Source organism: Xylanivirga thermophila (genome assembly GCF_004138105.1).
GTDB lineage: Bacteria > Bacillota > Clostridia > Caldicoprobacterales > Xylanivirgaceae > Xylanivirga > Xylanivirga thermophila.
Genome location: NZ_RXHQ01000008.1, coordinates 1 through 22,133 on the forward strand (window position 1 = coordinate 1; position 22,133 = coordinate 22,133).

Here is a 22,133-nt window from a genome sequence, read left to right on the forward strand (position 1 = left end):
CTGATAATACAGTGGTTATTGCTGCTGTCAATGTAGTCTTACCATGGTCTACGTGACCTATTGTCCCTATGTTTATATGTGGTTTTGTTCTCTCATATTTTGCCTTTGCCATTTCGTTTCCTCCTTACTTTAATCTTTTAATACAACATACCCTGGTGTATCATTAAACAGCTATAAAATAGATTTGGAGCCCACGACCGGGATTGAACCGGTGACCTCCGCCTTACCATGGCGGCGCTCTACCTGCTGAGCTACATGGGCACACTAGGGGTTGGAGCGGGTGATGGGAATCGAACCCACGCAGCCAGCTTGGGAAGCTGGAACTCTACCATTGAGCTACACCCGCAAACTATATTATTATTGAGTCCTCATCGCAATGACAAAGTATATTTTAACTGTTTAATAGTATTTTGTCAATAGCATTTATTAATATTTTTGTTCCTCTACTAGATAATGTTCTAACTTTCTCTTCACTCGTTGGAGTGCATTATCTATAGATTTAACATGTCTACCCAATTCATCGGCGATTTCCTGATATGACTTCCCTTGCAAATAAGCCGTAAGTACCTGCCATTCCAGATCACTAAGTATCTCACCAATTTTAGACTCTATATGGTGGAATTCTTCCTGACTTATAACGAGTTCCTCAGGATCACTTACAGTTGCTTCAGATATAATATCCATAAGAGTTCTATCTGATTCAACATCATATATAGGTTTATTTAAAGAAACATATGAATTAAGAGGAATATGTTTTTGCCTAGTAGCAGTCTTTATAGCAGTGATAATCTGTCTGGTAATGCATAACTCTGCAAAAGCCCTAAATGAAGAAAGCTTGTCCGATCTAAAATCTCTAATAGCTTTGTAAAGACCAATCATACCCTCTTGGACAATATCCTCCCTGTCTGCTCCTACTAAAAAGTAACATCTGGCTTTAGAGCGGACAAAACTTTTATATTTATCCATAAGGTATTCCAGAGCATCCATATCGCCATTTCGTGCATCCTCGACAACTTCTTCATCCAGCATATACTCAAAACGGCTGGCATCCTGTTTTAATGCATTAGTTTTCACCCATATCTCCCCCACCGAAGCACCTCTTTAATTACTTTTATCTAGCCAATACTTTGATTATACATTATATAATGTATATAAGTCAACTATTTTGCCGTCTTAACTTTTCCAATTTTGCTAATGTAGACTTATCCACTCTATCGCTTAACAAATTCTGTTTAGGTAGTATTTTATTTATGTGCACATCCTCCAGTTCCTTTTGGGCCAGTTCCACTTCCAGTAGCAGTTCACGAGCAGACATACGAATACCACCTCTTGACAGTATCGTAGTTTGCTCCATATAGTCAGAAGTAGCCACCCTTATTCGCCTATACTTTCCCATATCATTAACCCACTTTTCTATATATTGGTCTGCCGTTTGATATTGCCTAGTATATATTACTTGAATATTCCCATAGATTTCAATATTCTCTATCGCTGCATTAGAGTGATGGGCGTCAAATACTATGATGATATTTATACCTTTATAGGCTTGGTAATTCTGCATTATATCTATAAGTTTTTCTCTAGCATTTTCTAAATTATCACTAGCAATAGCTTTAAGTTCTGGCCAACTATTAACTATATTATACCCATCTACCAATAAGAACTCTTCCACATATTCTCCCCCTCATCCCCTTTGACGGACTATCTCATACATCAGCACTGCTGCAGCTACAGATGCATTTAATGATTGAATCTTGCCCTCCATGGGGATTTTGACGAGAAAATCACATTTTTCCTTTACCAAGCGCCCGAGTCCCTTTCCTTCACTACCTATTACCAACGCAATAGGCCCGTCCAAATTTTCTTTGGTATATACGCTACCTTCCATATCAGCTCCCGCCACCCAAAGTCCCTTTTCCTTTATATAGTCAATTGTATTTGCTATATTTGTCACTTTAGCAATCATCATATGTTCAACAGCTCCCGCCGATGCCTTTACTACAGTAGGAGTGAGGCCTACTGATCTGTGTTTAGGTATTATTATACCATCCACTCCCGAGCATTCAGCAGTCCTTATTATAGCGCCAAAGTTATGTGGATCTGTAATCTCATCCAATATCAATATAAAAGGTGGAGCATCCCCTTTAGAAGCATTTTCTAATATATCATCTACATCAACATAGTTGTAGGATGCTACTATAGCTATAACGCCCTGATGGGAAGCAGATACCGCTATATTATCCAAATGCCTTTTATCCACCCTTTGAACCAATATATTTTTATTTCTTGCCTTTGCTATAATCTGTCTTGTCCTTCCATCATCCAAATCTTTTGATATAAGTATCTTTTCAATATCCCTGTCTCCCCGCAAGGCCTCGAGTACAGGATTCTTGCCTTCTATTTGATTTTGATTATCCAACATTATTCAGCCTCCATACCTAAAAACTCTTCTCGTACCTCTTTTGCCCTACCACATGTCATTCGGCCTTCAGGGCAAACACCGGTAAGACATCCAGGACCTGCATCCTTAAAAAGATTTGGTGCTACCTTTTGCACCTCTTTTAGCATTTCTTTTGCCAATGTCCTTATCTCCCACTGAGCTCTGTTGCAACAACGCAACCTGAAAAAATGCAAAAGTTCCCTAGCATTCATAGTAAGTATCATCTTGGTTTCAGCTGCATTAGGCAATACAAATCTAGCATCCTGATAAGAATCCTCTCCTGTATTTCCTAATATATCTACCCATTCATCATACCATTTTTGTATCTCTTCCATTTGCTGCTTAAACCTAATTACATATTCGTCGCCTAACCCCCGTATGCTAGAGGGTATTATATAGTTAAAACATTCCCCGTCATTTCCTGCTCTAACATACCTTTGTGATTTTACACTAAAACTTGCTATTCTGTGCCTGGTAATCTGCGCAAGTAGGCTCCTTGATACCCCTTCTATGCCAAAGGTAAAATTTACATGTTCAATTGTAGATAAATGCCCCATATCTACCAGCTTTTGAATAAATTTTGATTGATCCTTTTCCGTTACCCCATGCATAATATCATCTATGTCTGAAGGTGAATAGCAAAGTTTTGCAGCCATTGCCACTACCTTTTCAGGATTTGGGGTATATTCTATAAGTTTTACCTTAAGCTCTACCTCTCCCATTATTCATCCTCCTTGTCATCTAGCTCTAGTATACAACCTATAATATAAAGCAATCTATCTTGCCTTCCTAAAAGATACAAATATCCTAAAAGGGTCTCAAATCCAGTAGCCCATCTATACTCCACTGCATCGGCATTTTTAGGCATTGTCGCCGATTTCGCATTTCTTCCACGGCGTACTATATCCTGTTCTTCATCAGTCAATATACCCTCAATATGATGTAGAGTATCAGATTGTGCCCCTGCCTTAACAAAACTTATGGCCTTTACATGAAGTTTATGTACCGAAGTAGGCTGGGTTAAAATTAAGTAGCTCCGTACAAAAAGATCATATATAGTATCACCTATATACGCCAAGACTAAAGGATGCATCATCCTTACATCTTCAGGAGTCAATTGGCTACCCGTCTTTTCCTGCAAATATGTTAAAAGTTTATCCATAGCATCTCCCATCTTATACTGCCTATTTGTAAATACAACAAATAGTATACTTAAAACCTTATTTACTTATCTATATTTTCGACCAAGTAAAGCAACTATGCTTTTTAATTTTAAACTTAATCAGTTATAATATATTTTACACTATTTTGAGTACAAAAAAAAGCCTAAGCAAAATTGCTTAGGCTTTTTCCTCTTTTAACTAGCTTATATCAGCTACTATCTGGCCTTCCCCATTATCCAATTCAAAGAAAATCTTGTAAATAATATAACACCTGGTTCATCATCAGGCTCATACAGAAGACCTATCCTGCCATCAGGAAGAACAGTAAGACAAGAATATCCATAGCCTGCCTCCCTTATCACCCTGGAATATGGCCATGTTTTTCCTTCATCCTCACTCAATCTCACAGTACCTTTTATGCGCTTTTCAGGATGGGCAGGATTTGCCCATATAAGGTATGATTTCCCATCATCGGTCCTATGTTTGATTACAGTAGACTGGCATATTGGATCCACAAGTTCATCATGGAATGAAATATCTTTCCAGCTTTCACCACCATCCTTGCTTATGGCAATAGCTGTTCGATGATATTTAGCATGATTTCTCATAAACATCTTTAGATCCCCATTACCCATTTCTATAATTTGACATTCAGTAAGCTCTGCCTCGGTCACATCAAGGGTTCTAGAGTTAAGCACTTTATTGTTCCATATCCTTCCATCATTTGGTGACCGACCCCTTTTCCATGTATTGCCATGGTCATCACTATATATAACAGTACAGGACATACGTCCACCTAAAGCATTATTAAAGTATATGGGGAATACCAGCCTGCCTTTATACGCACCATTTTTTAGCTGTATACCTCGCCCGGGGCCTGCCCCTATAAATCCCATCCATTCTTCCTTAACATGGGGATTTAAATCGATTGGTTCAGACCACGTAAGACCGTCATCTTCGCTTTTTACAGCCTTAAGGAAAGATGTTCTTGTCTCTAGCATAGGCCCATTTTTTAAATATATATTCCCTATTTTTTGGCCATCCTTTAGAACATCACCATTTTCATCTATCATTATAGATGTCTTTTCGCCATTTTTATGATATACAAATGTATCTTCCTTCAGTATGTACTCATTCCCCGACTCATCATATAAAATCCTATACCCATCTTTATCGAAACCTATACCTGGCTTCGAAGCCCATAATCCAATGCCGGCGGGAGTATGGTTAAATATCATCCATATTGTCTTAGTTTCTTCATCCTGAAGCATTGCTGGATCACATGCTGCTGAACCCTCATCGCTTCTGCCAGGGTAGTCTACAATATTCTGTATAGGACCCCAAGTATCTCCTCCATCTGTACTTCGTATTATGTATTTATCTATATTATTCGGATTGTCCCCGGCTCTATCCACTCTTGCATCTATTGCTGCTATGAGCGTACCCTTGTCTGTAGTTATAATAGAAGGTATACGATAATTTGCACATCCATTTAAACCTGGATAAAAAAGCTTTATATGTTCTAAACTCATACCTATAAACCCCTTTCCCTTTAAGTAGTACTCTATACCCATTCATTTTATCCTATTACATATGCCCCTTTATCCTTTGCATCTAATGATGACAGTCAAAAGGCGTGATAAGAATAGATATCACGCCTTTATATCCTTTATACTAAAATTAGACATTTATTTACCTCCTGAAAAATCAATACAATTTATCTGAAATTGAAGAACCACTCCGTGACTTATTTTTCGATGCCATGCTGACATTTTTTCTAAAATATTCAGTATATAATACATCTATTACATATAGCTGTGCAATCTTTGTTATCAATGCACCACCCTGTAATGGACTTTCATTATAGCCCGATAGTAATACAACATCAGCATATTTTGTAATAGGTGACTTTGCATAATGGGTAATACAAATAGTCTTAGCACCATTCTCCCGGGCAATTTGCATAGTATCTACTGTATCCTTTGTACTACCAGAATAAGATATAGCAATAGCTGTATCTACCTCTGCCAATAAAGACGCAGACATGGCCTGCATATGTCCATCTGTATATGCATCAACTGGTACACCTATGCGCATAAATTTATTCTTGGCATCCAAAGCAGTAATCCCTGATGTACCTACACCATAAAATACAGTCATTCGACTATTCTCTATAAAGTTTACCGCTTTTTCAATATCATCTTTATTTAATAAAGCAGCAGTCTCCTGCAAAGCTTCAATATTTTTACCTATAAGTTTCTGAAGTACATCATCAAAACTATCCTTTATGTCTATTCCTTCATTGAAGGAACCAAAAGTATTAGACGAACTATTAGATAATTCCTGAGCCACAGCTATTTTGAAATCATGATAACCCTTAAACCCTAATTTCCTACAGAATCTAACAACAGTGGTGTCCCCTACCTTTGCTTTTTCAGAAAAATCCGTAATAGAGCTATACAATACTTCTTCAGGATTTTCAAGAAAGGCATCCATAACCTTCTTTTCAGACTTTGTAAATGAATGTTTTAATGTACTTAATAACGGAAACAAAGTTCCTATCTCATAATCCATTAGATATCTCCCCGCATAACTCCATACGCAGCACCTATTATCCCTGCATCATTTGAAAGCTCAGCCGGCTTTATGCTTAAATGCTCAGCGAATGAAGGCATAATAAGTTGTATGGTTTTTTTCTTTATTCTATCTATAAATTCTTTGCCTTGTGCTGATACTCCTCCACCTATTATGATGGTACTAGGATTTAGACTATGAACTATTATACTTAATCCCCATGAAATATATGTTATCCACTCATTTATAACATTCATAGCTAAACGATCACCATGCTTCTCAGCTTCAAATATATCTTTACCACTTATAGCTACATTTTCATCTAGTATGTATGCTTCACCTTCATTCAATCTGTCTGTAAACATCCTTATCAAAGCATTGGTAGAAGCATATTGTTCATAGCATCCATTTAAACCACAAGTGCATCTAATACCATCGGGATATAACATCATATGGCCAAACTCCCCTGCTGCTCCATCAGCACCGTAAAATATCCTGCCTTCTTTTACTATGGCACCGCCTATACCTGTGCCAAGAGTTATCATTATAATATCATCTCTATGCTGTGCTGCCCCCTGCCAAAACTCTCCCAAAGCAGCACAGTTTACATCATTATCCACATATACCGGTACATTAAACCGTTTTGTTAAAATATCCTTAATAGGCATACCTGTCCACCCTGGTAAGTTATCAGTTGCAAAGCGTACAGATCCCGTTTTAGGTTCTATCTGCCCGGCACTACTTACTCCTATGCCTAACAGATGAGAAGTATGATCAATTTCCTGCTTAACAATATTTTGTACCTTATCCATTAAAGCTTGCCCACCATTATAAGCTTCAGTAGGAACTATCCCCTTATTTTTTATATGACCTTCATGATCTATTATACCATATTTTATATTAGTACCTCCAATATCAATGGCAATAATATCTGCCAATTTGATCACTCCTTGTTGGATACTGATGCCACAGCTTTGGCAAATCTTTGGGTAATCTCACGTGGTCTTGTAATGGCAGTACCCACTATTACAGCATGTACTCCAAGTTCTAAGGCTTTTACTGCCTCCTCCGGTGTCCATATCCTGCCTTCCCCAAAAACAGGGATTACAAGATCTTGCGATAATCTTGCCATAAGTTTAAAGTCTGGACCTTCAAGTTGAGGACTATAGGGAGTATACCCAGACATTGTAGTAGATACAAAATCAGCTCCCGCCTCCTGAGCCTTCACAGCTTCTTCATAAGTAGATATATCCGCAAGTATCATTATATCAAAATTTTCCTTTATCTCCTTTATAAGTTGTGCAGTTGTCTTACCTCCTGGCTTCAATACATCTGTAGCATCAATAGCCACAACCTCTGCGCCTGCCTCTACTACTTCCTTCACTTCTTTTAAAGTAGGAGTTATATACGCATCGGAATCATCATAATCACGCTTTACGAGCCCTATCACAGGAAGATTCACAACCTTTTTTATAGCTTTTATATCCTGTGCATAATTGGCCCTTATAGCTACTGCACCTCCCATTTTAGCAGCAGTAGCCATCTTGGCCATAATTTCACTACCATACAAAGGTTCAGTATTCAATGCCTGACATGAAACTATTAGGCCTTTGTATACATTATTCAAAAATTTATCCTTTTCCATCTTTATATATGCCTCCCTTGGCCAGTAATAACATTTTATTGTATACCAAATTTTATTACTCTATATCCTATTATACATTATAAGAAAATTTATTTCAATCTATGGTCTTAAAAAGAAAATTTTTTTTATACTTTCAATAGTTTTTATAATAAAAATTTGTAACATATAAAAATGTCCTCCTTGTTTCACTTCTAATCAGTAGCTACCAAGAGGACATTTTTAATTGATTTATTTTATTCATTACAACCATAAATATTAAATTATTTTAATCCTGTTGTGACTATTCCTTCAATAAACTGCTTTTGACCTACAAAAAATGTTATTATCATGGGAATAGTAAACAAAACTGAAGCCGCCATAAGCAATTCCCATTTTGTATCAAACTCTATCATAAAAGCCTGCAATCCGATAGAAAGTGGCCATTTAGCACTGTCATTTAAATAGATTAGAGGAGTCATAAAATCATTCCAACCTCCCATAAAAGTAAACAATGCTATTGTAGTAAGTACAGGTTTTGATAGTGGAAGCATTATTTGAAAGAAAATTCTTCCCTCAGAAGCTCCATCAATCCGTGCAGCTTCTAAAAGACTATCTGGTACCGTTTTAAAAAATTGTCTTAATAGAAATATGTTATATGCACCCCCAAAGAAACTGGGCACTAGTAAAGGTACAAAAGTATTTACCATATCTAACTTAGCCCATGTTACATAAAGAGGTATCATAGTAACTTGATGGGGCAGCATCATAGTAGCAAGTATTATTCCAAACAGCTTTTTACCACCCTTCCAGGGAATTTTTGCAATAGAATAAGCTACTAATGACGACGAAAGGACTTGTCCAAATATTGGAATAACAGCTAATATAACAGTATTTTTTAGATACGTAAAAAATGGTATCGTACTCATAGCCTTAGGATAATTTCCCCATGCAAATGGATCAGGAATCCATTTCGGTGGATATTCAAAAACTTGATCTGGCGTTTTAAAAGATGTTGATAAAAGCCATAGAAATGGTAAAAAGTACATTATTCCAAAAAGAATTAACAAAATATGAGGTAATATCTTTTTTTTGAAAATCTTCTTTGTTTTCAAATTTTTTTGTTCTCCATAGTTTATAACATTTTGATTCTGCATTGTACCCCTCCTTCTATTCATTTTCATAGCTTACCCATTTGAGTGATGTCTTTAAAATGGTTGTAGATATTATAATTATAATAATAAAGAGAATCCATGCCATCGCTGAAGCATAGCCCATTTTTAGAAAACTAAAACCATTTTGGTATAAATATAGAGAATAAAATAATAGAGAATTTTCAGGTCCTCCAGAAACTTGGAGCTGTGTCCCACTTGAAAATATAAATGCTTGCGTAAAATATTGGAATGCCCCTATAAGACCCATAATAAGTTGGAATAAGGTAACAGGAGATATAGATGGAATTGTGATTTCCCAAAATTTAGACCAACCATTAGCTCCATCAATATCAGCAGCTTCATATAATGATCTTGGTATCCCTTGTAATGCTGCTAAATAAATGAGTATGGTGCCTCCAGAACGCCAAGTATCCATAATAACCAATGAAACTTTAGTATATCTAGGATCTACAGTCCATGCCGGTTGAGGTAAATGGAGTGCACCTAAAATATTATTTAATATACCATATTGTGGATTCAATATCCATAGCCACAAAACTGAACTAGCAACTATAGGCACTATAGAAGGCATGTAGTACACCGTTCTGTATATAGACTGACCTTTAACCTCCTTATTTAAAAGCATCGCCATAAATAGAGAATATATTAATTTTACAGGTACCCCTACTAAGACCATATAAAAAGTATTTTTTAAAGATAGATAAAATTTTGTATCTTTAAATAGTTCTGCATAGTTTTTTAACCCTATAAAATCAGGATCCTTAAAAAAGTTATAATTAGTAAGGCTATAAAAAAACGATGATAATATGGGATATAATTGAAATAATATGAAACCTACCATCCATGGCATTGCAAATAGCAAGCCTAGTCGTATAAACTTTTTTTCTTGAGTACTCTTCTTTTTTGTACTACCAATACTGGTACTAACTGCCATATTTTAGACTCCCTTCTAAACAATATAGCAGTTCAAGCGGAATTAATTCCGCTTGAAAAGCTAATTATCGTCCTTTTGCAACGTTTTTATACAATGCTGTAACTACTTAACTGGATTTTCATCTGCCAACTTTTGTACCTGTTCAACAACTTTCTTTTGTGCTTCTTCTACTGATTGTTTTTGATGTAAAGCCAATGTCATTTCATCATTAATTATTGATAGATATTCGTTTATATATGGAAGCATCGGGAAAGATCTAACATTTGGCGATTGTAACATTTTTGCTACATCTTTCAATTCTTGAGGTACTTCCGAGCCCATATTATTTAATACAGATGCTCTAGATACTAATGCTCCTTTTTTCTGTTGTCCATTAGACCATTCTTTCATGTTGTCTTCATTAGCCCAGAACGCTAAGAAATCCCAAGCTGCATCTGGATTTTTAGATTTAGAGTTTATACAATATACCCTTGATGTTACAAACATGGAACCTTTAAGATCTGGCTTATCTGCTGGATATGGAATATTTGCTATACCATAATCTAAATCCGGTGCATACTTAGCAACCATCCCTATCATGCCTTCAGGGAAGAAACACATAGCCAAATCCCCTGTTAAAAATGGAGATTGGGCATCTTTACCAAATCCAGACTTGAACTTTGAAAGTTCTTCAACACCATATTTTTTATATATATCCACTTGCCATTGATATGCTGCAGCCATATCTGGTGAATCAAATGTTATTTTATTAGCATCTTTATCAATCCATTCAGCGCCAAAGGTAACAGGCCATAAAACATTATCTAACCATGGATAATCAGGTAAAAATCCTAATTGCTCTATTTCACCTTTGTCATTCACTTTTGTAAGTTTATCTGCCATCTCAACTAATTCTTCCATAGTTTCAGGTGGATTATCATATCCTGCTTCCTTCAATAGCTTTTTATTATAGTACAATTCAGATGATGCAAGAGTATATGGTATTCCATATATAGTATCCTTATAAGTACTTAGATTCCATGCTGCAGGTAAAACATCATCTTTTTTGAACTCTGCATCATTATTCACATAATCAGTAAGATCCAATAAAGCTCCTTTTTCTCCCCATGTAGCTATATTAGGCCATAAATTATCAAAAACATCTGGACCTTGACCACCTGTTAATGCCGCTAGTACCTTGTCCATAGTAGAATTACCAGTAACTTCAATCGTAACATGGGGATTCAAATCCATGTACTTTTGTGCCGCTTTCTTAACATACTGAAATTGGCTATCTTCATCGTTGCTTTCAGGCCAATTACACCACATTTTTAATGTCACAGGCTCTTTTTTGTCTTCCTTTTTTCCCTCTTTACCTTCATCCTTTTTAGAATCTTCCACTACATCTTTTTGTTGACCGGAAGATGCATCTTTATCATCATCTTTTTTCCCACAACCAGCAAACAATCCCAAAACCATAGTCAACACTAAGAGTATTGATAATACTTTCTTTTTCATCTTCATCCTCCTCGTATAATATATTTTGTAAGCAGCAACATACACCACTTACACATCAATACAACTGGTATAAAGTAGCTGGAAATTATATCAGTCATATCAAAAACAATAGTAATAAAATCTATACATCATCTACGATCATATCGCCCTCATATAGCAAGAGGTTCAGGAGCAACTCCTCAGTAGTGGTTGTTGAAAAAAATGCTTTACATCTGAGATAACCCGTAGCATGATATAACCGTAAGGTGGTCTGGGACAAGCTTTTTCCTCCTTGCAGCTCGACTGCTCGTATAGTGTGGTTCCCACACCAGGTTTACCGTATCTAACACGAATTCTGCTTTGTCGGAGTGCAGGTTCTCACGCAGCAGGAGACCGAAACTTGCACTGCTAAGAGCTCATAGCGCGAGGCTGTTACATAACCTGGTTGCTGGGGTTATCTCAACTATCTTTCATCATTCCCCCATGGGAAGGAGGTGTAACAAGATGAACAAGCTATATGTTGGTTTAGATCTATCACTCAAAGATTTCAAGGTCTCAATTATTGACCAGGAAGGTGTTGTAGTCATTAAGCCCTTTGCTGCCACCAATGACCTATATGGCGCTCAATCCCTAATAGACGCTATAGAGGGCTGTTGCATGCGGTTAAACGTATCTACGATCTTTGTAGGCTATGAATCCACCTCCGTATACGGATGGCACATACAGCATCTTCTAGCCGATTGTACGTCCCTTAAGCCCTACCATCCGAATATCATTTGCTTTAACCCTAAAATCATCGAAAGGTTCAAAGAGTCACTGGGAAACCTGCCGAAAAACGATTATGTGGATGCAAACGCAATTGCGGAAAGGCTTAGGTTCGGTAGACTTCCCAAGTCTTGCCCTGTGGATTTCAGATACCTAGCCCTTCAAAGGCTTACCCGCCACCGCTTTCATATTGTGGATAACCTGGTACGGGAGAAGTCCTATTTCTTGAGCAACTTGTTCCTGAAATTCAGCGGCCTATGCCAGGAAAAAGTATTTTCCAACAACTTTGGTGCAGTTGCCACAGAATTGTTCCAAGAGTATCTGACTGTTGAGGATATTGCGACTCGATCGCTCGACGACCTCATTGATTTTATTATGGAACATGGCAAAAAGCATTTTAATGATCCGAAAGCCACTGCATCAGCTTTAAAAGAAGCTGCTCGTAAATCCTACCGCCTGAATCCTTCTGTTGATAACTCACTTAACTTCGTGCTCAGATCCTGTTTGGAAAACATGAAGGCACTTGAAAAGCAGAAGAAGGCTGTGGAAAAGGCAATTGAGAACGAGCTCCCCTTCTTTAACAACGAGTATCTTTGCCTGACCTCGGTTAAAGGTATCGGCCCTGTTATTGCCGCAGGTCTAATTTCCGAAATTGGCGGAATTTCAAGGTTCGATAATGATAATGCTCTGGCGAAATTCTCCGGGTTATACTGGTCGGAATATCAATCAGCTGATTTTGTCGCAGATGATACCTACATTAAGAAGACCGGTAACGTATACCTACGGTACTATTTTGTTCAGGCTGCTGAGCAGCTTAGAAAGTACCTTCCGGAGTATACAGCGTTTTATTCTCGCAAGTTTAAAGAAAGCAAAACCCATCACCATAAACGGGCTTTGGTACTCACTGCACGTAAGGCCGTAAGGTTAATCTTCGCTCTGCTGCACGATGAAAAACTTTACAATCCATCCACCCGGAAAGGAGAAGTTGACATAACATAAATAATTTGCCTCATTTACATTTCTTCAAATTATTTCCTTTCCGTTTTGGGGGAGGTTAGCTTTGCTATGCTCTTTTTTAATTGCTTTACCTTAAAATTTTTTATATTTTTTTCAACCACCCTCTTGACATATTACCGAATTACTAATAATTGTTTTTAGAAATGACTTTTTATTATGATTAAAACATTTTCTCTACTTGGTTTGTATCACTTCACCTCCTTAAGAGCATTATACTTGGTAAACAAATTACGGAATTTTTTACATAAATTGGAGTGCCTGGTATAAATAATACAATGACTTTTTAGATTTTTTTATGTTGTAAAATATCAATATATGTTAAATTCAGCTTTTATTACATTAAAACATTTTAAAAAAATTTTTCAACTGTTTTTCTGGAATTAAAAAAAATTTTCTATTGCATTGTTTTTGCAAGCATACTAAAAAAAGCTGCTGTAAAATGAAATTTATTTATTCATTGTACAACAGCTTTTTATTCCCTTATATCTTTTCTAAAGGTTTCACATTGCCAAAGTTGGATTTAGGTCCATCTGTAGGAGCTGTCCATCTTACAGCATTCTTTATTACTTGCTGCACCTCTTCTTGGTAATATATAGGGTAGGTCTCATGGCCTGGTCTAAAATAGAATATCTTTCCGTTTCCTCTATTGTAGCAACAGCCACTCCTAAATACCTCTCCACCCTCAAACCAGCTTAAAAATACCAGTGTATCAGGGGAAGGGATATCAAACCTTTCACCATACATTTCTGCATTTGGCACCTCAAAATATTCTCCTAGACCCTTTGCAATTGGATGTCCCGGTTCTACTACCCATATACGTTCCTTTTCTCCAATCTCCCGCCATTTAAGATCACAACTACTTCCCATGAGTTTTTTGAATATTTTAGAAAAATGAGCTGAGTGGAGTACTATAAGCCCCATGCCTTTTAAAACTCTGTTATATACCTTTTCTACAATTTCATCCTGTACTTCATCATGAGCCTTATGCCCCCACCACAGAAGTACATCCGTCCATTCAAGGACCTCATCAGTCAGTCCATGACTTGGCTCATCTAGTGTAGCAGTCCTAATCTCCATATCCTGCTCTTTGGATAAAAAGTCCGCTATAGCACCGTGAATACCTTTAGGATAAAGGTTTGCAACCTTTTCATTCGTCTTTTCATGTCGATTTTCATTCCAAACTGTAACATGTATTATTCTAGACATATATCTTGCGCCCCTCTTTTCCAGATTGATATATACCGCATATCATCTCTTGGGTCTTAAGCGCCTCTTCACCATCTATTTCAGGTTTTACACCGTTCTCAAGGGCGTCATAAAACTTTTGTATCTGCTTTACATGGCTAGTACCCCAATATGACTTTACATTGCCATATTCAATATATTCATTTGGGTTTTTATCTGCTATATATGTTCTGCCATCATAAAACTTTATGGTAGCTTTATCCCCAACAATCTTTGCAATTCCATTTTCACAGTGGAGCTCTATTTCAACAGGTGCATCATAGGTATAATAATTTATGGCAAAAAATGCACTTACCACACCATTTTTATATTTTATTATACCTTCAGCCGCGTCCTCCACATCTATCTTATTATGGGCCCTATTTGAGATGGTGGCATCTATATAATCTATAGGCTGACCGATAAACCACCTCATAAGATCCAATGTATGGATGGCTTGATCGATGATTACCCCGCCACCTTCCTTATCCCAAGTACCCTTCCAGTCACTTTTAGAATAGTATTCATCGGATCTATCCCAGGTAACCATAGCCTTAGCTGATTTTATAGCTCCTAATTCACCGGAATCTAGGGCCTTCTTTATAAGCAAAGAACCAGGATTATATCTATTCTGAAATATAACGCCCAATGTAACACCATTATCCTTTGCAGCCTTTATCATAGCCTTAGCATCATCCAATGCTATGGACATGGGCTTTTCAGTCATTATATTCAATCCATGGTGAGCTGCATAAATCGCTATAGGCGCATGCATATAATGGGGAGTGCATATATGCAACACATCAAGATCTTCTTTCTCTATCATCTCTTTATAATCGAGATAATATTTACACCCAATTTCTTCGGATCTTTTTATAGCCCTATCTTCTTTTATATCACATACAGCCACAACTTCTACATTATTAAGTTTTGATATTGATACTGCATGCATTGGAAATATATTTCCACAACCTACTATACCTGCACGATAAGCTTTCATATATAAAACGATCCTTTCTATAATTATGGATTTTTATTACTTAAAATAAACGGGCTGCCCTGTTTTTGCCGACTCATAAATTCCCTCTAATATCTGAGTTACTACAAATGCCTGTTCCGGCTTTACTACAGGTTCAGTATCATTTAATATGCTATTTATCCAAGTTCTAGCTTCCTTTTCGCTGGGGTTTTCAGATTCGCCTTCATAAAAATCAACTCCAGATGCATCTAAAGAAGGCTTTAATGTATATAGCTTACCAAACTCTTCTCCATTTATCCTAAGGCCATCCCACATATCTGCGCCACCCTTTGTACCACACAAAGTGGTCATTGCTTCACCTATTTGTAGGCTATTAATAGCCCAACTGCTCTCAAGCACTATAGTAGCTCCATTTTCCATAACAACAAAGCCAAAAGCCGAATCTTCAACCGTAAATTTCTTAGGATCCCATGGACCCCATGCATTTGCTGCATTTTCATTGTCTGCCAACTTACGATAGGTAGTACCTACCACCATCCTAGGTTTATAATTATCCATCATCCATAATGTTAAATCCAAAGCATGGGTACCTATATCAATAAGTGGCCCTCCACCTTGTTCATATTCATTTAAGAAAACACCCCATGTAGGAACTGCACGACGCCTTATAGCATGGGCCTTTGCAAAATATACCTCGCCTAAATCTCCCCGCCTACATACCTTATTTAAATATTGACTGTCAGGTCTAAATCTGTTCTGATATCCTATACTAAGCTTTTTCCCAGTGCGTTTTGCTGCTTCCACCATTTTTTTGGCTTCTTCCGACGTCTTAGCCATAGGTTTTTCGCACATTACATGCTTTCCTGCCTCCAAGGCATCTACTGTAATGAAGGAATGGGATCTATTAGGAGTACATACATGTACCACGTCTATTGTCTTATCATCTAAAAGCTCTTTATAATCAGTATACACCTTGGCACCATCTACACCATATTCACTGGCAGCTTTTTTAGCCCTTTCCTCTATAATATCGCAAAAAGCCACCATCTCTACCTCTTTAACCTTGGACAAACTAGGCATATGCTTTCCGTTCGCAATACCACCACATCCAATAATTCCAACTCTTAATTTGTCTTTCATATAATATTCCCCTTTCTTTATATAATCCTATGCAAAAATTCTGTAAATTTTATTTATTCTCTCTATCTTTATTTTATCCCATACATACTTTATATCATCAACTATTTTTAGACTTGTATAAACTTTTTTTGGATTTGATACTTACAATCAAACATGGTACCATATAAAAAAAGGGGGGTTTGATATGGAAAGTAACCATGCGTATATAGAATTTGATGGTAAATATCTTTTAACTCTTGATAATAACTATTTAAGGCCGCCACGTTCGGCAAAAGCCTATCTCCATTGCCATCCATGGCTTGAAATATCTTTGGTTAAAACCGGGACAGGTGAATATATAGTAGATGACAAGGTATATGATATAAGGGAAGGTGATATATTCCTATTCAACAATATAGAAAAACATGCCATAGGCATATACCCCCCCAACGAAATGGTAAACATGGTTATACACTTTGAGCCAAGGCTTATATGGAATATGAGCGATAGTACATTCGATTACAGATATCTAAAGATATTCTTCGACAGAAATGATAATTTTGAAAACAGACTTGATAGAAACAACCCTGCGACCGAAGAAATTAAAAGACTACTCCTTGAAATAGAAGATGAATTCAGAAAAAGGCTTCCTGAATATGAACTTATGATAAAAGTAAAACTTCTGAATATTTTAGTAGCATTAATACGCCACTATGGTTATACAGAGAAAAAAAACAAAACCCCGTCAAAGATCAAAAAAGACCTCTTGGCTATGAATAGGGTAATAGACTATATAGATGATCATTTGTGTGAAGATATAATGCTCGAAGATCTAGCATCCATAGCCTATATGAATCCATCATACTTTTCTACCCTATTTAAAAAATATAATGGCATAAGCCCCATCGAATATATATCTAAAAGAAGAATATCCAGAGCTATAGAATATCTAAAGGCCAGCGATAAGACAGTGCTTGAAATCGCCAGCCTATGTGGTTTTAATAATCCTACTAATTTCTATAAGACGTTTAAAAAACTAACTGGTAAAACACCTTCAGATTTTAGGTAGTTAAAACCTTTTGTAGCTCTTTCACATCCATAATAGGCTCCATACACATAAAGTGGCGGCATACATAAGCCGTTTGTTTTCCTTCTTTTGGTTTATTAGACTTTATATAAGGTGCCAAATCCTCTAATTTACTACCATGCTCTTTTGTAGGATAATAAACCAAAACAACAGCCAAAGGCAAAAACATTTCATGGATCATATCTACCATTTCCTGTACATCATTATCCTCTCCTTTTCCTGCTATCACTATCTGGTAATCAGTATATAACGTAAACATACATGATAACAGGAAATAGGTATACATATTTGGATTTTCAGATATTTCAGATGCAAATGCCCCTATTTGCCTATTTGCTATTTCGTCTAGCCCTGTATCCCCTGTAAGTCTTGCCAGTCTTATAATATTATTAAGGGCTACTGAATTTCCGGAAGGTATTGCACCATCATATATATCTTTGGGTCTAAATATTAACTTTTCTCCGTCGCTTCCATATAAAAATAGGCCACTATTTTCTTTATCCCAAAAAAGTTTTAGCATATTACTGTTGAGCTTTATAGCATACTCTAAATATTCAGGGTCATATGTCGTTTCATACAACTCTATAAGTCCCCATATAAGATATGCATAATCATCTAAATATGCAAGGTATGCTGCCTCTCCATCACGATATCTAGCAAGCAATCTACCATCTTCCCTTATTAGCTTATCCTTTATAAATCCAAATGCCTTTTGAGAAGCCATAGTATATCTATCATCCCTAAATACCCTTCCTGCTATAGCCATAGCAGCTATCATAAGTCCATTCCATCCTGTTAAGATCTTATCATCTTTATGTGGATGTACCCTTCCCTTCCTATATTCAAGCATAGTTTTAGTAAACCCTTCTATTAGTTCCCTATCTTTTTCAATTACTTTACAATCATATAGCCTATTAGGTATGCTTTTGCCCTCAAAATTACCATGTTCAGTTATCCCATAATATTTACAAAATAAAAGTCCATCTTCATCCCCCAGTACATCTTTTATCTCCTGTGGATCCCATACATAAAACTTTCCCTCTTGACCCTCTGAATCAGCATCTTGAGCTGAATAAAATCCTCCCGCCTCATCGGTCATGTCCCTCAAAACATAATCTAGTGTTTTATATGCTATAGCCTTATATAGCTCATTTTTTGTAATCTGATAGCATTCTGTATATGCAATAATTAGCATGGCATTATCATAGAGCATCTTTTCAAAATGGGGAACAAGCCATTTTTTATCTGTAGCGTACCTGCAGAAGCCTCCGCCTATATGATCAAATATGCCACCATTATACATGCCTTGAAGGGTTTTCTCTACCATCTTCAATGCTTCAGGTTCTTTAGATACATTAAAATATCTCATTAAAAACATAAGATTATGGGGGGTAGGGAACTTAGGCTGACTACTAAATCCACCATATATATCATCAAAATTGCTTTTAAGTCCATTATATGCAGATCTAATAATATCCTCCGATATCTCACCTGTTTCTTCATAATCTCTAGAATACTCTGATATACCCCTTGTTATCTTTGCCCCTACTTCTACAAGTGACTCTTTATCAGTATTCCATGCCTCAGCTGTATTTTTCAGTATATCTACAAAACCCGTCATGCCTAGGCGGGAATGTTTCGGAAAATATGTGCCAGCAAAAAACGGTTTTTTACCTGGGGTCATAAATATACTAAGGGGCCATCCACCGCTTCCTGTTAATGCCTGACATACTGTCATATATATATGATCTATATCCGGTCTCTCTTCCCTATCTACTTTTATAGATACAAAATACCTGTTTAAAATATCTGCTACCTCTTCATCCTCAAAGCTTTCCTTTGCCATTACATGACACCAGTGGCAAGTAGAATATCCGATGGATAGAAAGATAGGTTTGTCTTCTGCATTTGCTTTTGCAAAGGCTTCATCACCCCATGGATACCAATCTACAGGGTTATATGCATGTTGCAAAAGATAAGGAGATTTTTCATTTACCAAACGATTGGGTTCTCTATTTGAGCTAGTCATACTATCACCTTCATTCATAAGTATAATAATTTAGTATACCCTAAAAAACAAAAGATACTTTTTTATATTATAAGTACCTTCATTTTTCTTGTATACTAAACCTTGATAACCTGCTTTCCATAGCCAAACCTTTATATGCTAATTACGGCCGTTCCTCCAAAAATTAGGATCTCTGAGAATATTAATGCTTGACCCACAAGATTATTCTATATCAAAGTGGGCTTTAATGGTTTTAAATCAAATAACCGCTTCCACTTGGCTAGAAGCGGTTATTTGCTACTTATTTTAGAATAATTAATGCATAACCAGAAAAAGTTTTTTCAGGAATATGTAAAACAAGAGTATTTTCATTCAAATGACACGGTATCAAAGTGACACGTTCCGATTCCGGAGTTACCAACTCCGCAGAAGAGGGGATCCGGCCGTAATCGTTCAGATGGATAAGAAATTCAGGCATCTTATTCGCACCGTCGCAGAACGCAGGAATCGGATCTTTTATAGTACCGAATGAATCCATTTCCGGAAGCATGCCCGCAGTATTCACCAAATGAATTATCGTTGCTTCACCAGTTTCATAAATTGTCGTCAAGAGATCCTCCTGGTCATGCTCTATCCTTCGGCTATTAAGACAAAGTGTGAGCAATTTGCCGTTGGTTGCCTTCATCTCTGGTATCGCAGAAGCATCTACCGGTGTGTTTCCGCGGGGCCAGACCGCTGGCTGAATCGGATTGTCTGAAACATCACCAGGGTGAATAATAACCTCTCCCTTTCCGATAGCCTCGCAAACAGCAAGCACTTCGCCATCTTCACCTTGAGCAATAACCGTTCCGTAGGCATCAAGGATATATTCTGAACTAGCAGCGGTAAATACATGTTTCTTTCCTTCAAAGCAGAACTGTTCCGAGCCCTCATACTGTTTCTTTACAAGGCGGGAGCACACACCGAGCTTTTCAAGACCTTCATTGAGGGAGCGAAACGTACCATCATCATTTTTCATAGCAAAGCTATTCAACAGCATCAACCTGCCACCGTTTTCCGCATAGGAACGCAGTTTTTCAATCTCTGCATCTCCGATCATTGCGACAGAAACAGCGGCAATCGCAGGAGATGCGGAAAACGTTTCTACAGCATCGGAGCAAAATACCATATCACACATCAGACCAGTAACATAAGCAGATTCCAAATAACTCATAAAAGGCTTCATAAATTTTTGCGGGGCGTCCTTGTCGGAATAATCACGGGTACTCTCGGAGAAGTAAAAGGAAATGTCTGGTTTCTTTTCCGGAGCATCCAGATACTTACCATAGATCTTTTCAAAATCTCGATACGGTTTATCGTATAATTCTGAGCCAATTCCACCAGTACCAGTATACATCTGCCCCCATGACCTGCACAGCGCCCAAGAAGCATACATAGAATCTTTCGTTGCAGGATACATTAGAGCCATTGATGGTACACCCTTCCGTTTGGCCATCGCATAACGATGTATAGCTTCACCTGCAAAACAAACATATGAATAACGAATAATACCACAGCACTCCTGAAAGATGTAATCCCAGAGCTCTGACGCCGACTCGAAACCATAGCATGTCGTATCGAAGGGGATCACTTCCGCACAATAAGCAGGCCGCATCGGGTAGAATCCAATGCTTTTGTAATAAGCATCCATCCGACGATGAAAATCACCACTGGACTTTTTCTTAAACTTTTTCCAGGCTATGTACTCAGGCTTTTCGTAATGTTCAAAAAACTCTGCCCATTTGTCAGGATAAGGAAGGTCATATCCAGTTTCTTCCTTGAATTTTGCGCGGCAGTATTTGCAAGCACAGGCGTTACCGCCTCCAAACCACTGCACATCATCGTTCATAATACCGTCAACATGCGCTTTTTGAACTATATCCTTAATGTGTTTCCAATAAGCATTCTCATACGCCGGGTTATTAAAACAATGGGCGTGCCCGTTGTAATGTTTGAAAACCCAATGAACATCCTTGCCTTCCGTATGGATATAGGAAGAAAGGGCAGGTTTTCCTGTACTGCCATCAATCTGTGCAAAATCATCCAGATGTGCAACGTCAAAGGTAGGATTTGACTGCGAAGTCTCGCGGAAATCCTTATAATACGCATTTCCAGAAGCCGGTGCCAATAGTTTTACCCAGTCATTCTCGCTGATCGGCTGATAGGTAAGATGGCTAGAATGATGCTCAATAACTTTCATACTGTATCTATGACAGGCATCAGTAAATCTTACTATAAAATTCACAATATCATCCCAGTATGCCCAGTAAGAAAATCGGAAATGCGCCCCGAACAGAATAATAGTTGTAATACCCGCATCGCGATACTTTTTTGCAGCTTTGTCAAAATCCTCATCTGTAAATTTGTAAATGCTTTTGGAATCGTAATGATACCAGCCGAATCGTTCTTGCCAAGGATTTTTTGCCTTATTATTGTTCATGATAAATCCTCCTCGTATAATATATTCGTAAACATTTGATATATATTTTGAGAATTCTGTCTATCTAAATAA

Annotated in this window: 20 protein-coding genes and 2 tRNA genes; 2 read left to right on the forward strand and 20 right to left on the reverse strand. The window is 37.2% G+C overall.

What is annotated here, in order from left to right:
* The 15 genes from EJN67_RS05770 to EJN67_RS05840 form a co-directional block, all read right to left on the reverse strand.
* The coding region (locus tag EJN67_RS05770) for a GTP-binding protein (RefSeq protein ID WP_165000760.1) at positions 1-112 on the reverse strand (112 nt) is incomplete at its 3' end.
* A 73-nt stretch (positions 113-185) separates the two neighbouring features.
* Positions 186-261 (reverse strand) — tRNA-Thr (locus EJN67_RS05775).
* An 11-nt stretch (positions 262-272) separates the two neighbouring features.
* Positions 273-346 (reverse strand) — tRNA-Gly (locus EJN67_RS05780).
* Between the two features lie 80 nt (positions 347-426).
* The gene (gene sigH / locus EJN67_RS05785; RefSeq protein WP_129723400.1) at positions 427-1,074 is read right to left on the reverse strand and encodes an RNA polymerase sporulation sigma factor SigH; all 648 of its coding nucleotides are present in this window, start codon (positions 1,072-1,074) and stop codon (positions 427-429) included.
* Between the two features lie 82 nt (positions 1,075-1,156).
* Positions 1,157-1,672, reverse strand: a complete 516-nt coding sequence (locus EJN67_RS05790) for an NYN domain-containing protein (protein WP_129723401.1) — start codon at positions 1,670-1,672, stop codon at positions 1,157-1,159.
* A gap of 12 nt (positions 1,673-1,684) precedes the next feature.
* Positions 1,685-2,422, reverse strand: coding sequence for a 23S rRNA (guanosine(2251)-2'-O)-methyltransferase RlmB (gene rlmB / locus EJN67_RS05795; RefSeq protein WP_129723402.1), 738 nt, complete (start codon positions 2,420-2,422; stop codon positions 1,685-1,687).
* Positions 2,422-3,162, reverse strand: coding sequence for an FAD-dependent thymidylate synthase (gene thyX, locus EJN67_RS05800; protein ID WP_129723403.1), 741 nt, complete (start codon positions 3,160-3,162; stop codon positions 2,422-2,424). Before thyX ends, rlmB begins: the two co-directional genes overlap by 1 nt.
* Complete coding sequence (locus tag EJN67_RS05805; RefSeq protein WP_129723404.1) at positions 3,162-3,602, reverse strand: Mini-ribonuclease 3; 441 nt, start codon at positions 3,600-3,602, stop codon at positions 3,162-3,164. Before EJN67_RS05805 ends, thyX begins: the two co-directional genes overlap by 1 nt.
* A gap of 216 nt (positions 3,603-3,818) precedes the next feature.
* On the reverse strand, positions 3,819-5,135 hold the full coding sequence (locus tag EJN67_RS05810; RefSeq protein WP_165000761.1) for a sialidase family protein: 1,317 nt from the start codon (positions 5,133-5,135) through the stop codon (positions 3,819-3,821).
* A gap of 175 nt (positions 5,136-5,310) precedes the next feature.
* The gene (locus tag EJN67_RS05815; RefSeq protein WP_129723406.1) at positions 5,311-6,177 is read right to left on the reverse strand and encodes a MurR/RpiR family transcriptional regulator; all 867 of its coding nucleotides are present in this window, start codon (positions 6,175-6,177) and stop codon (positions 5,311-5,313) included.
* The gene (locus EJN67_RS05820; RefSeq protein WP_165000762.1) at positions 6,177-7,115 is read right to left on the reverse strand and encodes an ROK family protein; all 939 of its coding nucleotides are present in this window, start codon (positions 7,113-7,115) and stop codon (positions 6,177-6,179) included. The genes EJN67_RS05815 and EJN67_RS05820 overlap by 1 nt, the downstream gene beginning before the upstream one ends.
* A 5-nt stretch (positions 7,116-7,120) precedes the next feature.
* On the reverse strand, positions 7,121-7,822 hold the full coding sequence (locus tag EJN67_RS05825; protein WP_129723408.1) for an N-acetylmannosamine-6-phosphate 2-epimerase: 702 nt from the start codon (positions 7,820-7,822) through the stop codon (positions 7,121-7,123).
* Between the two features lie 260 nt (positions 7,823-8,082).
* On the reverse strand, positions 8,083-8,955 hold the full coding sequence (locus EJN67_RS05830) for a carbohydrate ABC transporter permease (protein WP_129723409.1): 873 nt from the start codon (positions 8,953-8,955) through the stop codon (positions 8,083-8,085).
* Between the two features lie 13 nt (positions 8,956-8,968).
* Positions 8,969-9,907: a carbohydrate ABC transporter permease gene (locus EJN67_RS05835; protein WP_129723410.1), complete on the reverse strand. Its 939-nt coding sequence runs from the start codon at positions 9,905-9,907 to the stop codon at positions 8,969-8,971.
* 102 nt (positions 9,908-10,009) lie between these two features.
* Positions 10,010-11,404: an ABC transporter substrate-binding protein gene (locus tag EJN67_RS05840; protein WP_165000763.1), complete on the reverse strand. Its 1,395-nt coding sequence runs from the start codon at positions 11,402-11,404 to the stop codon at positions 10,010-10,012.
* Between the two features lie 483 nt (positions 11,405-11,887).
* Here EJN67_RS05840 and EJN67_RS05845 point away from each other — a divergent pair, with 483 nt between their 5' ends.
* Entirely contained in the window at positions 11,888-13,147 is a 1,260-nt protein-coding gene (locus EJN67_RS05845) for an IS110 family RNA-guided transposase (protein WP_129723412.1), read from the forward strand.
* A gap of 498 nt (positions 13,148-13,645) precedes the next feature.
* Here EJN67_RS05845 and EJN67_RS05850 read toward each other — a convergent pair whose 3' ends face one another.
* From EJN67_RS05850 to EJN67_RS05860, 3 genes are read right to left on the reverse strand one after another with little or no spacing between them, the layout of a single operon-like run.
* A complete protein-coding gene (locus tag EJN67_RS05850; protein WP_129723483.1) occupies positions 13,646-14,362 on the reverse strand; it encodes a ThuA domain-containing protein in 717 nt (238 codons plus the stop codon).
* Between the two features lies 1 nt (position 14,363).
* Entirely contained in the window at positions 14,364-15,389 is a 1,026-nt protein-coding gene (locus EJN67_RS05855) for a Gfo/Idh/MocA family protein (RefSeq protein WP_129723413.1), read from the reverse strand.
* Positions 15,390-15,425: 36 nt separating this feature from the next.
* Positions 15,426-16,508, reverse strand: coding sequence for a Gfo/Idh/MocA family protein (locus tag EJN67_RS05860; RefSeq protein ID WP_129723414.1), 1,083 nt, complete (start codon positions 16,506-16,508; stop codon positions 15,426-15,428).
* Positions 16,509-16,692: 184 nt separating this feature from the next.
* Between EJN67_RS05860 and EJN67_RS05865 the strand changes: the two genes are divergently transcribed.
* On the forward strand, positions 16,693-17,556 hold the full coding sequence (locus EJN67_RS05865; protein WP_129723415.1) for an AraC family transcriptional regulator: 864 nt from the start codon (positions 16,693-16,695) through the stop codon (positions 17,554-17,556).
* On the opposite strand, the gene EJN67_RS05870 is transcribed toward EJN67_RS05865, so the two are convergent.
* Entirely contained in the window at positions 17,549-19,603 is a 2,055-nt protein-coding gene (locus EJN67_RS05870) for a thioredoxin domain-containing protein (protein WP_129723416.1), read from the reverse strand. The two genes, EJN67_RS05865 and EJN67_RS05870, sit on opposite strands and share 8 nt — an antisense overlap.
* Positions 19,604-19,883: 280 nt before the next feature.
* Positions 19,884-22,061 (reverse strand): beta/alpha barrel domain-containing protein, encoded by a 2,178-nt coding sequence (locus EJN67_RS05875; protein ID WP_129723417.1) that lies wholly within the window; start codon positions 22,059-22,061, stop codon positions 19,884-19,886.
* Positions 22,062-22,133 lie beyond the last annotated feature (72 nt).

Excerpts from the sequence above, each read along its gene's own strand:
- EJN67_RS05805 (WP_129723404.1), bottom strand. The coding sequence starts at position 3,602 with ATGGATAAACTTTTAACATATTTGCAGGAAAAGACGGGTAGCCAATTG.
- EJN67_RS05845 (WP_129723412.1), top strand. The coding sequence starts at position 11,888 with ATGAACAAGCTATATGTTGGTTTAGATCTATCACTCAAAGATTTCAAG.
- EJN67_RS05865 (WP_129723415.1), top strand. The coding sequence starts at position 16,693 with ATGGAAAGTAACCATGCGTATATAGAATTTGATGGTAAATATCTTTTA.
- EJN67_RS05825 (WP_129723408.1), bottom strand. The coding sequence starts at position 7,822 with ATGGAAAAGGATAAATTTTTGAATAATGTATACAAAGGCCTAATAGTT.
- EJN67_RS05870 (WP_129723416.1), bottom strand. The coding sequence starts at position 19,603 with ATGACTAGCTCAAATAGAGAACCCAATCGTTTGGTAAATGAAAAATCT.
- EJN67_RS05815 (WP_129723406.1), bottom strand. The coding sequence starts at position 6,177 with ATGGATTATGAGATAGGAACTTTGTTTCCGTTATTAAGTACATTAAAA.
- rlmB (WP_129723402.1), bottom strand. The coding sequence starts at position 2,422 with ATGTTGGATAATCAAAATCAAATAGAAGGCAAGAATCCTGTACTCGAG.
- EJN67_RS05835 (WP_129723410.1), bottom strand. The coding sequence starts at position 9,907 with ATGGCAGTTAGTACCAGTATTGGTAGTACAAAAAAGAAGAGTACTCAA.
- EJN67_RS05855 (WP_129723413.1), bottom strand. The coding sequence starts at position 15,389 with ATGAAAGCTTATCGTGCAGGTATAGTAGGTTGTGGAAATATATTTCCA.
- EJN67_RS05860 (WP_129723414.1), bottom strand. The coding sequence starts at position 16,508 with ATGAAAGACAAATTAAGAGTTGGAATTATTGGATGTGGTGGTATTGCG.
- EJN67_RS05840 (WP_165000763.1), bottom strand. The coding sequence starts at position 11,404 with ATGAAAAAGAAAGTATTATCAATACTCTTAGTGTTGACTATGGTTTTG.
- EJN67_RS05875 (WP_129723417.1), bottom strand. The coding sequence starts at position 22,061 with ATGAACAATAATAAGGCAAAAAATCCTTGGCAAGAACGATTCGGCTGG.
- EJN67_RS05810 (WP_165000761.1), bottom strand. The coding sequence starts at position 5,135 with ATGAGTTTAGAACATATAAAGCTTTTTTATCCAGGTTTAAATGGATGT.
- thyX (WP_129723403.1), bottom strand. The coding sequence starts at position 3,162 with ATGGGAGAGGTAGAGCTTAAGGTAAAACTTATAGAATATACCCCAAAT.
- EJN67_RS05830 (WP_129723409.1), bottom strand. The coding sequence starts at position 8,955 with ATGCAGAATCAAAATGTTATAAACTATGGAGAACAAAAAAATTTGAAA.